This is a genomic window from Novosphingobium sp. KCTC 2891 (genome assembly GCF_025938155.1).
GTDB lineage: Bacteria > Pseudomonadota > Alphaproteobacteria > Sphingomonadales > Sphingomonadaceae > Novosphingobium.
In genome coordinates this window covers 131,477-144,221 of record NZ_JAPCZG010000005.1, presented here as the reverse complement: position 1 = coordinate 144,221, position 12,745 = coordinate 131,477, and the positions used below count along the sequence as shown (strand labels likewise).

Below are 12,745 nucleotides of genomic sequence, written 5' to 3'. Positions count from 1 at the left end.
CCCGTCAGACGCGCGAGACCGCCTCGGCCGCGATCATGCGTGCTTCGCCGTCGAGACCGACGCGGCGCAGCGCCGAGACGATGTGGTAGAGATGGACGGCGGTCATCTTGTCCCAGCTCGCACCCTGCATCCCGTATCCGGCGAGCAGCGCGACGAGCGCGGGATTGTTCGATTCCGCGGCCGAATCGATGGCGCGGGTCCAGCGTGTCTGGCGGCCAAGATCGACCTTGAGCTCGCCCGCGAAGGTGCGTGCCGTCTCCGCGTCGATCCGGCCGAGGCCCATCAGCCCCGCCAGCAGGAAACGCGAGCGCAGGGCGCCGCTGCTGCTGTCGTTGGACTGGAAGGTATCGAGCGTGTCGGCGCCAACCGCCGCCAGCTTGTTGGGCGAAGCGAGCGCGAGCAGGCCCCAGCCCTCGCTGCCCGCCGGCACGAACGGCGCCCAGCGCATGGCGTTGCGGTCCAGTCCGGCGGTGAGCATCGAGGAGATGAGGCCCGTGGCATCGTCTGCGAGCGATTCGTTGGGCACCATGCGCGCCGCGGCGTAGGCGGTGAGCACGAGGCGCGAATAGGACTTGGCCGGATCGGCGCCATCGCCCCACAGGCCCTTGATTGCGGCCAGGCGGTCGGATTCGTCCGGGGCGACATAGGCCGTGCGCAGCTGCGCGGCGAGCGGTGACCAGGTGGCGTCGCCGTCCTCGATCGCGGCGATCTGCGAATAGAGGTCGACCATCGCCGCGCTGGACAGAATGCCGGTCCCAGCGGCGAGGTCGGCTGCTTCGGCGCGCGCTGCCAGCGGCAGCATCGGCGCGCGGGCGGCGAGATAGGCGTAGGCGGGGCCGGCCTTCTTGCGAAGCTCTTCGGGCGGTTCCAGCCCGGTGGCGAGCGACATGCCCGTGCGCCACGGGGTGAGCGCGTCGACGTCCTTCCACTCGATGGTCACCGCGCGGCGCGAATTGGCGGCGGCACCGGCGAACTTCTGCGCGAGCAGGATGTCGATCTTCTGCCCTGTGCCCCGGCGCAGCGCGCGGTCAAGCTGGGCCATCGCGGGCGGTCCGTCGCCGGTGAACGCGGTGCAGATCGCGCGCGCCAGTTCCCAGTCCCAGCCCGGACGGCCGGCGGCGGTGAGCGCGGTGATGGGGCACAGGCCCACGGGATCGGCGGTGGCGAGGAAGCCGGCCATCGCCGCATCTTCCAGGCTGCGGGTGAAAACGCCGCTGTCCACTTCCTGCACCAGCGCGCGGGCGGTGTCGGCTTCTCCCATGCGCAGCAGGAGCTGGGCGCGCAGCGCGGCCCAGTCCGCGCCGTTCATGCCCACCGGCGTATCGAGCCGGCTGGCAAGCGCGCGGCGCAGCAGGATGTGACCCCAGCGCGAGACGAGCGGCCCGCGCATCTGGCCGATCACGCCTTCGACGAAAGCGCCGTTGAGATAGTGCGACGATACGGCGGGAAAGCCGCCGTCCTGCTCTGCCAGCACGCCCACGCGGGCGAGGCTGCGCTGGGCGTCGGGCGGGATATCGTACTTGGGGCGAACCTTTTCGACCAGTTGGTCGATCAGCGCCGGATCGATTCCGGCCAGCGGATCGCGCTCGGGCGCCGCCGCAGCGACGGGGGCGCCGGTGTCTGCCGGCAGGGGCTGGACCACCGGGGTCGATGTCGCGGAAGAAGCAGGCGCGGACGCCTGCGGTGCGGGACGCGCGGATGCAGGCGCCGGGGCCGGACGCGCGGCGGAGCGCGGCGCGGCGGGCGCGGGCTTGTCGTCGAAACCGGGCGGCAGCAGCGATTCCTGCGCCGCAACCATGCCGGTTGCGCCGACGATGGCCGCGCAGGCGAGCAAGAGGTGACGCGCGCGGATCATCGGCGGACGACCGGGCCGGTCACCGGCACCTCGATCCAGCCTGTCGGTCTTGTCCCGCCCTTGATCCATGCCACCACCAGAACTGCGACGAGCACCGCCAGTGCCACACCCGCCACCCACAAATGTTTTTTCACGCGACCTCACCGGCTGCGACGCGAACCTTTGCCCCGTGTCCATCGAGCATGGCCACGGCGCTTGCGCTGGGCAGTAGCGCAAGTATAGGCGGCGCGGCAATGGAGCACGACGCGACGCCCCCTCCTTCGGCCCCGATCGCCGGCCTCCACCCGGCGGACGTGGCGCGGATCGCAGCCCGGATCGACCGGCCGATCGTGCTCGTCGGCATGATGGGCGTGGGCAAGACCACCGTCGGCCGGCGGCTCGCCACGATGCTGGACCTGCCCTTCGTCGATGCCGACGAAGAGATCGAGCGCGCCGCGCACATGACCATCCCCGAAATCTTCGCACAGTTCGGCGAGCCTTATTTTCGCGACGGCGAGCGGCGGGTGATCGCGCGCCTTGTCGGCGAAGGCTCTGCGGCGGACCGCAAGATCCTGGCGACGGGCGGCGGCGCATTCGTCGATCCGCAGACCCGGGGGCTGATCCTCGACCGCGCGATCTCCGTCTGGCTGGACAGCGACGTGGACACGCTGATCGAGCGCGTGGGGCGCAAGGACAACCGCCCGCTGCTGAAGCAGGGCGACCCGCGCGAGATCCTGACTCGCCTGCGCGACGAGCGCCGCCCGCATTACGAGCAGGCGGCCATTCACATCACCAGCGGCCAGCAGCCGCATCACGTCACCGCGAACAAGATCCTGAAGGCTATCGACGCATGGTTGTAATCCCTGTCGCCATCGCCGGCGCACCGTATGAAGTCCGCATCGAGGCCGGGATTCTGGCCGAGGCGGGCCCCCATTGCCGGCCCTTCATCCGCAAGAACAGCGTGGCGGTGGTGACCGACCACAATGTCGCGGCCAACTGGCGCGCGGTGGTCGAAGCTTCGCTGGCGGCGGAAGGGATCGTCTCGGAATGGCTGATCCTGCCGGCGGGCGAAGGCACCAAATCGTGGCAGTACCTGGCCGAGACGGTCGATTTCCTGCTGGGGCAGGAAGTGGAGCGCAAGGACAACGTGATTGCGCTGGGCGGCGGGGTGATCGGCGACCTGACGGGCTTTGCCGCATCCATGGTCAAGCGCGGCTGCGGCTTCATCCAGATGCCGACCACGCTGCTGGCGCAGGTCGATTCGAGCGTGGGCGGCAAGACCGCGATCAACACGCCGATGGGCAAGAACCTGGTCGGCGCGTTCCACCAGCCTTCGCTCGTGCTGGCCGATCCGCTCGCGCTCGACACGCTGCCCCTGCGCGACACGCGCGCCGGCTATGCCGAAGTGGTCAAGTATGGCCTGATCGACGATGCGCCGTTCTTCGAATGGTGCGAGGCGAGCGGGCACAAGCTGCTGGCCGGCGATGCGGAAGCGCGCGAAATGGCGATTGCCCGCAGCGTGGCGGCCAAGGCGCGCATCGTGGCGGCGGACGAGAAGGAAACCGCCGGGGTGCGCGCGCTGCTCAACCTTGGCCACACCTTCGGCCATGCGCTGGAGGCGGAGACGGGCTTTTCCGACCGGCTGCTCCACGGCGAGGGCGTGGCGCTGGGCATGGTGCTGGCGGCGCGCTTTTCGGCGCGGCAGGGATTGATGAACGGGCAGGACGCGGAGCGCGTGGCCGCCCATATCGGCGCGGTGGGGCTGCCCGCCTCGCTGGCGGCGCTGGCGCTCGATTGCGACGGGCGGCGGCTGGCCGACCATATGTTGCACGACAAGAAGATGGACGCGGGCACCCTGCCCTTCCTGCTGATGCGCGGGATCGGCCAGACCTTCCTGGCGAAGGACGTGAACCTGGACCACGTGGCGGCCTTCCTCGACGACGAACTGGCGCGCTAAGGCACCAGATCGACGGGTTCGAAACCGGGGAGCACGGCCTTGCGCAGCAGGGTGCGATGGCAGCCGCAGGCCTCCCGCTCATAACACAGCAGCGCGGTGCGGTGCGTGGCGGCCAGATCGGCAAGCTGCGCGCCCGCGGCTATCGCCTCGGGGAGTTCGAGCTGGCCGGCGTAGATCTGCTCCAGAGCGGGAAGATCGTGGCGGCGCGCGGCGGCGCGGCCATCGGGCGGTGTGCCCAGTGCCTTGAAATGGCGGTAGGCGATGCCGGCTTCGGCCAGGTTGGCAGCCAGCGCGGACTTGGAAAAGCCAGGCCGGCGCGAGAGCGGCAGCGCGCGCACATCGGCCACGACCTCCACCCCGGCGGCCTGCAAGGCGGCGATGAACGCGGCCATGGTGGTCTGTTCGTAGCCGATGGTCCAGATCGCGGGATGTGCCATCATCCCTTGGTGGGGATGCGGCCCCTCCGCTGCAAGGGCGTCAGAACAGGCGCGAGCCATTGGGCACGGGGGTGTCCGGTGCGAACAGCACCACGCGGCCTTCGGTATCGGCAAAGCCCAGCGTCAGGACTTCGGAGATCATCTTGCCGATCTGGCGTGGGGGAAAGTTGACCACGGCGGCCACCTGCCGGCCGACCAGCGCGGCGGGATCGTAAAGCGCGGCGATCTGCGCGCTGCTTTTCTTCACGCCGATGGCTGGGCCGAAATCGATCTGGAGCTTCACGCTGGGCTTGCGCGCTTCGGGATAGGGTTCGGCGGAAATCACCGTGCCGATGCGGATATCGACTTTCAGGAAATCGTCGAAAGCGATGGCATCGGCGGCAGGCGCGGCGGGATCGTGGTCGAGATGCATGGCGCATCCAGACCACGACCCGCGCGCGGCTTCAATTGCCTTTTACGGGACGGGCTTACTTGCCCGAGAAGTTGGTCTTGCGCTTTTCGAGGAAGGCGAGGACGCCTTCGCGAGAGTCCTCGCTGTCGCCGGCCTTGAGCTGGCCTTCGGCTTCGGCGAGCAGGGCGCCCGACAGGTCGCATTCCAGCGCCTTGAGCAGGTTCTGCCGCATCATGCCGAGCGCGACGGTCGGGCCCCTTGCGAGCCGTTCGGCCAGCGCCATGGCTTCGTCCTGAAGCTTGTCGTCATCGACGCACTTGTAGATCATGCCCCAGTTTTCGGCCTTTTCGGCGCCGATCTTCTCGCCCAGCATCATCATTTCGGTGGCGCGGGCCTTGCCGATCAGGCGCGGCAGGATCCAGCTGGAACCGCCATCGGGCACGAGGCCGATGTTGACGAAAGCCTGGAGGAAATAGGCGCTGCGACCGGCGACGACGAAATCGCCCGCAAGCGCGATCGAGCAGCCGACGCCCGCCGCAGGGCCGTTGACCGCGGTGATGATCGGCACGTTGAGCTTGGCCAGCTTCGCCACCATCGGGTTGTAGGCTTCGGTCAGAGCCTTGTAGCTGCCCGCGCCGCCGGTGATCGGCGAAGGACGGTCGCCGCGGGCGGCAAGGTCTGCGCCCGAACAGAAGGCACGGCCCTCGCCCGTGATGACCAGTGCGCGCGTGTCCTTGCCCATCAGCGTCAGCGCATCGGCAATTTCTACCGCCATGTGCGGCGGGCAGGCGTTGAGCCGCTCCGGACGGTTGAGCACGATCCTGGCGACCGCGCCGACGCGCTCAAGGCGGATGGTTTCGAATTCCATGGGGCACCCTCTCCTGATTTAATCGAATGATTAACTCGAAGGGTTATGCCACCCGAAGCCGCTTGGCAAGCGCCAAGCGCAACCGGGCATCAACTCGGAATCAAACGTGATGGGCCTGCGCGAAAGCGGCTGCGGCGCCGAACAGGCCCGGCTGGGGATGGGTGATGAGCTTCACCGGCATCGCTGCCATCATCCCCTCGAAGCGGCCCTTGGCGCGGAAACGGTCGGCAAAACCAGAGCGCACCAGGGTATCCTTGATGCGCAGCCCAAGGCCGCCGGCCATGACCAGCGCCGATGCGCCATGCGCCAGCGCGAGATCGCCGGCGACGCTGCCGAGCGAGAGGCAGAAGCGGTCGACGGCGGCGGCGGCGAGACTGTCCTCGCCCGAGGTGCCGAGCGCCCACAGTTCCTTGTCCTCACGCGGGGTGAAGGCGCGGCCTTCGATCACGGCGAGCGTTTCGTAGATGTCGACGATGCCGGGGCCGGCGACGACGCGCTCGGCCGAAACGCGGCGGTGGCGCTTGCGCAGGCGGGCGAGGATTGCGTCCTCGATCCCGTCGAGCGGGGCGAAATCGATGTGCCCGCCTTCGGTCGGCTGCACGTGATAGCGCGCTCCGTCGCGCCACAGCTGCGCCACGCCCAGCCCGGTGCCGGGACCGACGATGCTGACGGTGCCGTGTTGGGGCAGCGCTTCGTCAGGCCCGGTAAGGTGCTGGAAATGCGCGGGTTCGGCCTGCGCCACCGCGTGCGCCACGGCGGCAAAATCGTTGACCACGACGAACCGGTCGACGCCCAGCTTTTCCGCAATCATCGCGGGGCGGATGATCCACGGATTGTTGGTGAACTTGATGATCTCGCCGCCGACCGGCCCGGCAACGGCAATGGCGGTCGCGCGGGGAAGCGGCGTGCCGACGATGCGTTCGTATTCCTGCCAGGCGAGCTGGAAGCTTGCGTGCTCGGCGGTCTTGAGCGTGATCGCATCGCCCAGCGAGACGACGCGGCCTTCGGCCACTTCCGCCAACGCGAAACGCGCGTGGGTTCCGCCGATATCGACGGCAACGAGTTGCATTGTCCCCTACCCCTTCCGTCTGCCGGTCAAAGACCGGCCGCGGCCAGCATCGCCGATCCGCCGCGTTCGGCGGGATCGGTGTGATGGCGCATCAATGCGAACAGTTCGCGCCCGACTCCCATGGCCTCGGCCGGTGCCGGTGCGTGTTCGCGCGCTGCCCATTCCTCCGGACTGACAGCGGTGTCAAGCACGCCTGTCTCGGCACAGACGCGGACGACATCGCCGTCCCGCAACTTGGCCAGCGGGCCGCCCAGCTTCGCTTCGGGCGAGACGTGGATGGCGGCCGGCACCTTGCCCGAGGCGCCCGACATGCGCCCGTCGGTGACGAGCGCGACCTTGAAGCCGCGATCCTGCAACACGCCCAGCGGCGGGGTCAGCTTGTGAAGTTCGGGCATGCCGTTCGCGCCCGGTCCCTGGAAGCGGACGACGACCACGACATCGCGTTCCAGCTCGCCTGCCTTGAACGCGGCCAGCACGTCGTTCTGGTCGGAGAACACGCGGCAGGGCGCCTCGATGGTCCAGCGCGAACGCTCCACCGCGCTCAGCTTGATCGTGCCCCGGCCAAGGTTGCCCTTGAGCAGGCGGAAGCCGCCTTCGGGCTGGAACGGCGCGGCAACGGGGCGCAGCATGGCGTCATCGCCGCTCTTGTGCGGGGCGGGCTTCCAGCGCAGCGTCTCGCCGTCCATCACCGGTTCCTGCGCGCCATCGTCCAGCCCGTCGCCATAGACGGTGAGGATATCGGCATGGGCCAGACCGGAACCGATCAGTTCGCGGATCACGTAGGGCATCCCGCCGGCGGCGTGGAAATAGTTCACATCGCCCGCGCCGTTGGGATAGACGCTGGCGATCAGCGGCACGACGCGCGACAGTTCGTCCATGTCGTCCCAGTCGATCTGCACGCCCGCCGCGCGCGCGATCGCCGGCAGGTGGATCACGTGGTTGGTCGAGCCGCCCGTGGCGAGCAGGCCGACGATGGCGTTGACGATGGCCTTTTCATCCACGCACCGGCCCAGCGGACGATAATCGTCGCCGGCCCAGCCGATTTCGGTGGCGCGGTGGACGGCGGCGCGGGTCAGTTCCTGGCGCAGCTTGGTGCCGGGCAGGACGAAGCTGGAGCCGGGCATGTGCAGGCCCATCATCTCCATCATCATCTGGTTGGAATTGGCCGTGCCGTAGAACGTGCAGGTGCCCGCCGAATGGTAGCTGGCGCTCTCGCTTTCGAGCAGTTCGTCGCGTCCCACCTTGCCCTCGGCATAGAGCTGGCGGATGCGGACCTTCTCCTTGTTGGCGAGGCCCGAGGGCATCGGTCCGGCCGGGATCAGGATCGTGGGCAGATGGCCGAAGCGCAAGGAACCGATCATCAGGCCGGGCACGATCTTGTCGCAGATGCCCAGCAGCAGCGAGGCCTCGAACATGCCGTGGCTGAGCGCGACGGCGGCGCCCATGGCGATGGTGTCGCGGCTGAACAGCGACAGTTCCATCGAATCCTGGCCCTGCGTCACCCCGTCGCACATCGCCGGAACGCCGCCCGCGACTTGCGCGGTGGCGCCCTTCTCGCGCGCGAAGACCTTGATCTGTTCAGGGTAGCGGCCATAGGGCTGATGCGCCGAGAGCATGTCGTTGTAGGCGGTGACGATGCCGATGTTCATCGCCTGGCCGGTGCGGATCACGGCCTTGTCCTCGCCCGCCGCGGCAAAGCCGTGGGCCAGGTTGCCGCATGACAGAACCGGGCGGTTGACGCCGGCATCGCGCTGGCGGCCGATCAGGTCCAGATAGGCGGCGCGGCTGTCCTTCGAGCGCTGGACGATGCGCTCGGTCACCTTGGCGACGGTCGGGTTCAGGGCCATCATTCGCTCCAGTAGATCGTGACGGGCGGGCCGTAGCCGCGCAGGAAATCGGATACGGGATAGGCGTCGGAACCGGCGAGCACGCGGTCCAGCAGCGCCTTCTTCGATGCGCCGGTGACGACGAGGATGATCTCCTTCGTCGCCTTCAGCGCCTTGCGGTTGAGCGAGAGCCGGTCGAACGGCGCTTCGGGTGGAAGCGGGATCGGCGTGGTGGCGATCACCGTCGGGCCGGGGCGCACCAGCGCCTGCATGTGCGGGAACAGCGAGGCGACGTGGCCGTCCTCGCCCATGCCCAGCCAGACCAGATCGAACGGGGCGACCTCCATGCCTTCCACCAGGCGCTCGAACCGGGCGCCCGATGCGCCGAGCGCGGCGTGGATCTTGCCGAAGTTGGACGCGGGGTGATCGTCGGGCACGCGCCGGTCGTCGGTGAGCGCGATGGTGACTTTCGACCAGTCGAGCGGGCGGTCGGCCAGCAGCGCCAGCACCTTGATCGGGGTGGAGCCGCCGGTGAAGGCGATGCGCTTGGGACCGGGCTGCGCCAGTTCGGCGGCGATGCGGTCGGCGACTGCCGCGGCATCGCCCGGCTCGGCCCAGCGCACCCTGGCGGGGGCGTCAGTCATTCCAGCTTCTCCCGTCCCGCTCGGTCAGCGCGATGCCGGCATTCGGCCCCCACGATCCGGCGGCATAGGGCTTCACTTCCATGTCGCCGCTGGCCCAGACCTGGCGGATCGCGTCGGTCCACTTCCACTGTGCTTCCACTTCATCGCGGCGGACGAACAGAGTCTGTTCGCCCTCGATCAGATCGAGCAGCAGGCGTTCGTAGGCGATGCGCTTGCGCGCCTTGGCAAACGCGGTGGTGAGCGACAGGTCAAGGTTCACCTCGCGCAGGACGATGCCGCCGCGGTCCAGTCCCGGCTCCTTGGCCATGACCTGAAGCCGCACGTATTCCTCTGGCTGGAGGCGGATGACGAGACGGTTCGCGCGCAGCTTTCCGCCGCGTTCGGAGAAGATGTTGTGCGGCACCTGCTTGAATTCGACGACGATCTCGCTGCGCCGCTCGGCCATGCGCTTGCCGTGGCGCAGGTAGAAGGGCACGCCCTGCCAGCGCCAGTTCTCGATATGCGCCTTGATCGCAACGAAGGTCTCGGTGTCCGAGGCCTCGCCCAGGTCCTCGACATAGCCGCCGACGCTTTCGCCCTTCACCGCGCCCGGCCGGTACTGGCCGCGCACCATTTCCTCGGCCTTCACCGGACGCAGGGCGCGCAGCACCTTGACCTTCTCGTCGCGGATGGAGGTGGCGTCATAGTCGTTCGGCGGTTCCATCGCAGTGAGCGCGAGCAGCTGGAGCATATGGTTCTGCACCATGTCGCGCAGCGCGCCGGTATCGTCGTAGAAGCCCTTGCGCCCTTCGAGCCCGACCGTTTCGCTGACCGTGATCTGGACGTGGTCGATCCCGGCGCTGTTCCACAACGGCTCGAACATCATGTTGGCAAAGCGCAGCGCCATCAGGTTCTGCACGGTTTCCTTGCCGAGATAATGGTCGATGCGGAAGATCTGCTTCTCCTCGAAGCCGGCGGCGACCGCATCGTTGATCCGCGCGCTGGAGGCGAGATCGTTGCCCAGCGGCTTTTCAAGGCCGATCCGCACGTGGCCATGGGCCAGCCCGGCGCGGCGCAGCCCTTCGATGGTCGGCTCGAACAGCGCGGGCGCGGTCGACAGGAAGATCGAGAGGCCGCACGAGGTATCGCCCAGCTTTTCGGCCAGCGCGCCGAAGCCGTCGATGTTGGAGGCATCGAGCGTCTGGTATTCGAGCCGGTCGAGGAAAGTGCCGAGCTTGGCGTCGTCCTTGCGGTCCGCCGGCAGGAATTCTTCGAGCGCCTGCCGCGCGAATTCGCGGAATTCGGCATCGTCGTGTTCGGAGCGGGCCGTGCCCACGATGCGCAGAGTCGGGTCGATCAGCCCGTCCTCGTGCAAGGCATAGAGCGAGGGCAGCAACATCCTGCGGGAAAGATCGCCGGTCGCTCCGAACAGGAGCAGGGCGGAGCAGCTGGATTCGGCCATCGACGCGGGTCTCCCTATCGTTCCGGGTGCGGCCCCGGCCCTTTTGTCCCCCCTGCCCTAGAACCGATTTCGCGCGGGTTCAGCACGCATAAGTATGCAAGGAGGGGGCCCGGCCGCGTGCATACTTTTGCACTGCGGTATCGGCCGGGGCAATGGGCGTTCCAAGACGCCCGGTTCGTCACCTCCACTTGCGCAGGAATGACGAACCGGGCCGGGAATCACTTCGCCGGATGGAGCCGGACGGCCGCGCCGCCGCCGGGGGCGAGCCACAGCTTGAGCGTGTCCCCCTTGCTCACCGTGCGGGTTTCATAGGCGATGCGGTGGCGGGCGTCGGTTTCGTAGGTGGCGCCCTCGCCGTCCTTGTAGATGGTTGCGGTGTAGCGCTTGCCGGGCTCGAGGAAATTGAGCGGCAGGGTCACGTCGCGGGCCGTTGCATCGTTCACCCCGCCGACGTACCAGTCGGTGCTGTTGCGGTCCTTGCGCGCGAAGATCGCGTAGTCACCCACTTCACCCGCGATCAGGTGGCTTTCGGACCAGTCGGCCGGCACCTTCGAGATGAAGTCCAGCTCCTTGGGATACTTGGCCAGGTTCTCGATGAAGTCCGCCGCCATCTGGATCGGAGAATAGAGCGCGAGATAGAGGCCCAGCTGCTTGGCCAGCGTGGACGCGAGCGGCACGTGGTCGTGGCCTTCGAGGCTCAGCACGCCGGGCGTGAAGTCCATCGGGCCGGACAGCATCCGGGTATAGACCAGCGTGGGTTCATGGTCCGGCCCGTTGGCGAACTGGCCCCAGGCGTTGTATTCCATGCCGCGCGCGCCTTCGCGGTCGATCCAGTTGGGATAGGTGCGGCGCAGGCCCGTGTCCTTCACCGGCTCGTGCGCATTGATCGCGATCTGATACTTCGCGGCGGTTTCCACGACCTTGAGGTGGTGCTGCACCTGCCGCTGGCCGTCATGGTATTCCATGCGGGTTTCGCCGGGGGCATCGCCGGGCGCGATGATCCCGCCCGCATCGGCCACGTAGCCGGTCTTGACCGCGTGCATCCCCAGCGAGTGGTAGAGCTTCATCGCGTCGTCCAGCTGGGCTTCGTAGTTGGCAATGTTGCCGCCGGTCTCGTTGTGGCCGATCAGTTCGACGCCCTTCTTGCGCCCATAGGCGGTTACCGCCTTGAGGTCGAAATCGGGCACCGCCTCGGTGAAGCTGAAATCCTGCCCGTGGCCGAACCAGTTGCCGTTCCAGCCCTTGTCCCAGCCTTCGACCAGCACGCCGCCGAAGTGATGCCTGGCCGCGAAGTCCATGTATTGCTTGGTCCGCGCGGTGGTGGCGCCATGCTTCGGACCTTCGGCCCAGGACCAGTCGCCGCGGATCATGCCCCACCAGATGCCGATATACTTCATTGGCTTGAACCAGCTGACGTCGCCGATCTTGTTCGGCTCGTTGAGGTTCAGTTCGAGGTCGTTCTCGACGAGGCCGGCGGCGTTGTCGGCGATGCGGATCGTGCGCCAGGGGGTGTTGAACGGCAGGTCGCGCGTCACCTTCGGCCCGCGCGAGGACGGCGAGAGCGTGGAGCGGAAGGTGGTGCCCGTGATCCGCTTCAGCCACATTCCCGAATAATCGACCAGCGCGGCTTCGTGGAACGCGAGGTGCGTTCCGTCGTCCAGCTTCATGGTGATGGGCGTGTGCGCGGTGGAAACGCCGTCGATCGGCGTCTTCTGGTAGACCTGCTCGTAGCGGTTCCATTCGCCGCCGGGAATCCACCATGCGGTGCCGTTCTGCGCCACCGCGAACTCGGTCAGTTCCTCGGCGATGTGCATCGTCTTGAGGCCGGGCTGCTCGGGCATCTCGTAACGCAGGCCAAAGCCGTTGTCGAACAGGCGGAAGCGCACATTCATCAGGCGGCTGCCGTTGTCGGCGCTCTGCTGGAAGCGGACGAGCAGTTCGTTGTGGTTGTCGGTTACGAAGCGGCGCTCGCCCCAGGGCTGCTCCCAGGTTTCCTTGCCCGCAGCCTTGTCCGAGCCGACGATGCGGAAGCCGCGCTGGAGCGGCAGCGCATCGGTGAGGATGAAGCCGAGCGTGGAGGCGCCGACCAGCAGCTTGCCCTTGCGCGACAGCGACCACGTGGGGCGGCCGTCGTTGTTGGTCGAGACGGTCAGGATGAGGCTGCCGTCGGGCGATGCTGCCGTGGCGGTGGCGGGAGCATCCTGCGCCATGGCTGCGGGAACGCAGGCAACAGGAAGGGCCAGCGCCAGAAGGGCGCGGGTGAACAGGCTTGCCATGT

The 12,745-nt window shown here is 67.9% G+C and carries 12 protein-coding genes; 2 read left to right on the top strand and 10 right to left on the bottom strand.

What is annotated here, in order from left to right; translation table 11 throughout:
• Positions 1-4 precede the first annotated feature (4 nt).
• A complete protein-coding gene (locus OLX02_RS11655) occupies positions 5-1,855 on the bottom strand; it encodes a hypothetical protein (RefSeq protein ID WP_264423015.1) in 1,851 nt (616 codons plus the stop codon).
• On the bottom strand, positions 1,852-1,989 hold the full coding sequence (locus OLX02_RS11650) for a hypothetical protein (protein ID WP_264423013.1): 138 nt from the start codon (positions 1,987-1,989) through the stop codon (positions 1,852-1,854). Before OLX02_RS11650 ends, OLX02_RS11655 begins: the two co-directional genes overlap by 4 nt.
• A gap of 99 nt (positions 1,990-2,088) precedes the next feature.
• Here OLX02_RS11650 and OLX02_RS11645 point away from each other — a divergent pair, with 99 nt between their 5' ends.
• Together OLX02_RS11645 and aroB are read left to right on the top strand one after the other, a co-directional pair.
• Positions 2,089-2,694 carry a shikimate kinase gene (locus tag OLX02_RS11645; protein WP_264423011.1) on the top strand — a complete coding sequence of 202 codons (606 nt, stop codon included), beginning with the start codon at positions 2,089-2,091 and terminating at the stop codon, positions 2,692-2,694.
• The gene (gene aroB, locus OLX02_RS11640) at positions 2,685-3,791 is read left to right on the top strand and encodes a 3-dehydroquinate synthase (RefSeq protein ID WP_264423009.1); all 1,107 of its coding nucleotides are present in this window, start codon (positions 2,685-2,687) and stop codon (positions 3,789-3,791) included. Before OLX02_RS11645 ends, aroB begins: the two co-directional genes overlap by 10 nt.
• Here the strand turns inward: aroB and OLX02_RS11635 are convergent.
• The 8 genes from OLX02_RS11635 to OLX02_RS11600 all read right to left on the bottom strand — a co-directional run bounded on the left by OLX02_RS11635 (position 3,788) and on the right by OLX02_RS11600 (position 12,743).
• Positions 3,788-4,228, bottom strand: coding sequence for a DUF488 family protein (locus tag OLX02_RS11635; RefSeq protein ID WP_264423007.1), 441 nt, complete (start codon positions 4,226-4,228; stop codon positions 3,788-3,790). The genes aroB and OLX02_RS11635 overlap by 4 nt on opposite strands.
• A gap of 40 nt (positions 4,229-4,268) precedes the next feature.
• Positions 4,269-4,640 (bottom strand): tRNA-binding protein, encoded by a 372-nt coding sequence (locus OLX02_RS11630; RefSeq protein WP_264423005.1) that lies wholly within the window; start codon positions 4,638-4,640, stop codon positions 4,269-4,271.
• Between the two features lie 55 nt (positions 4,641-4,695).
• On the bottom strand, positions 4,696-5,487 hold the full coding sequence (locus OLX02_RS11625; RefSeq protein ID WP_264423003.1) for an enoyl-CoA hydratase-related protein: 792 nt from the start codon (positions 5,485-5,487) through the stop codon (positions 4,696-4,698).
• Between the two features lie 100 nt (positions 5,488-5,587).
• A complete protein-coding gene (locus OLX02_RS11620) occupies positions 5,588-6,556 on the bottom strand; it encodes a glucokinase (RefSeq protein ID WP_264423001.1) in 969 nt (322 codons plus the stop codon).
• A 26-nt stretch (positions 6,557-6,582) separates the two neighbouring features.
• Complete coding sequence (gene edd, locus OLX02_RS11615) at positions 6,583-8,403, bottom strand: phosphogluconate dehydratase (protein WP_413630208.1); 1,821 nt, start codon at positions 8,401-8,403, stop codon at positions 6,583-6,585.
• Complete coding sequence (locus OLX02_RS11610; protein WP_264422997.1) at positions 8,403-9,026, bottom strand: 6-phosphogluconolactonase; 624 nt, start codon at positions 9,024-9,026, stop codon at positions 8,403-8,405. The genes edd and OLX02_RS11610 overlap by 1 nt, the downstream gene beginning before the upstream one ends.
• Positions 9,019-10,467 carry a glucose-6-phosphate dehydrogenase gene (gene zwf / locus OLX02_RS11605; RefSeq protein WP_264422995.1) on the bottom strand — a complete coding sequence of 483 codons (1,449 nt, stop codon included), beginning with the start codon at positions 10,465-10,467 and terminating at the stop codon, positions 9,019-9,021. The genes OLX02_RS11610 and zwf overlap by 8 nt, the downstream gene beginning before the upstream one ends.
• 218 nt (positions 10,468-10,685) lie before the next feature.
• A complete protein-coding gene (locus OLX02_RS11600; RefSeq protein WP_264422993.1) occupies positions 10,686-12,743 on the bottom strand; it encodes a glycoside hydrolase family 97 protein in 2,058 nt (685 codons plus the stop codon).
• Positions 12,744-12,745 lie beyond the last annotated feature (2 nt).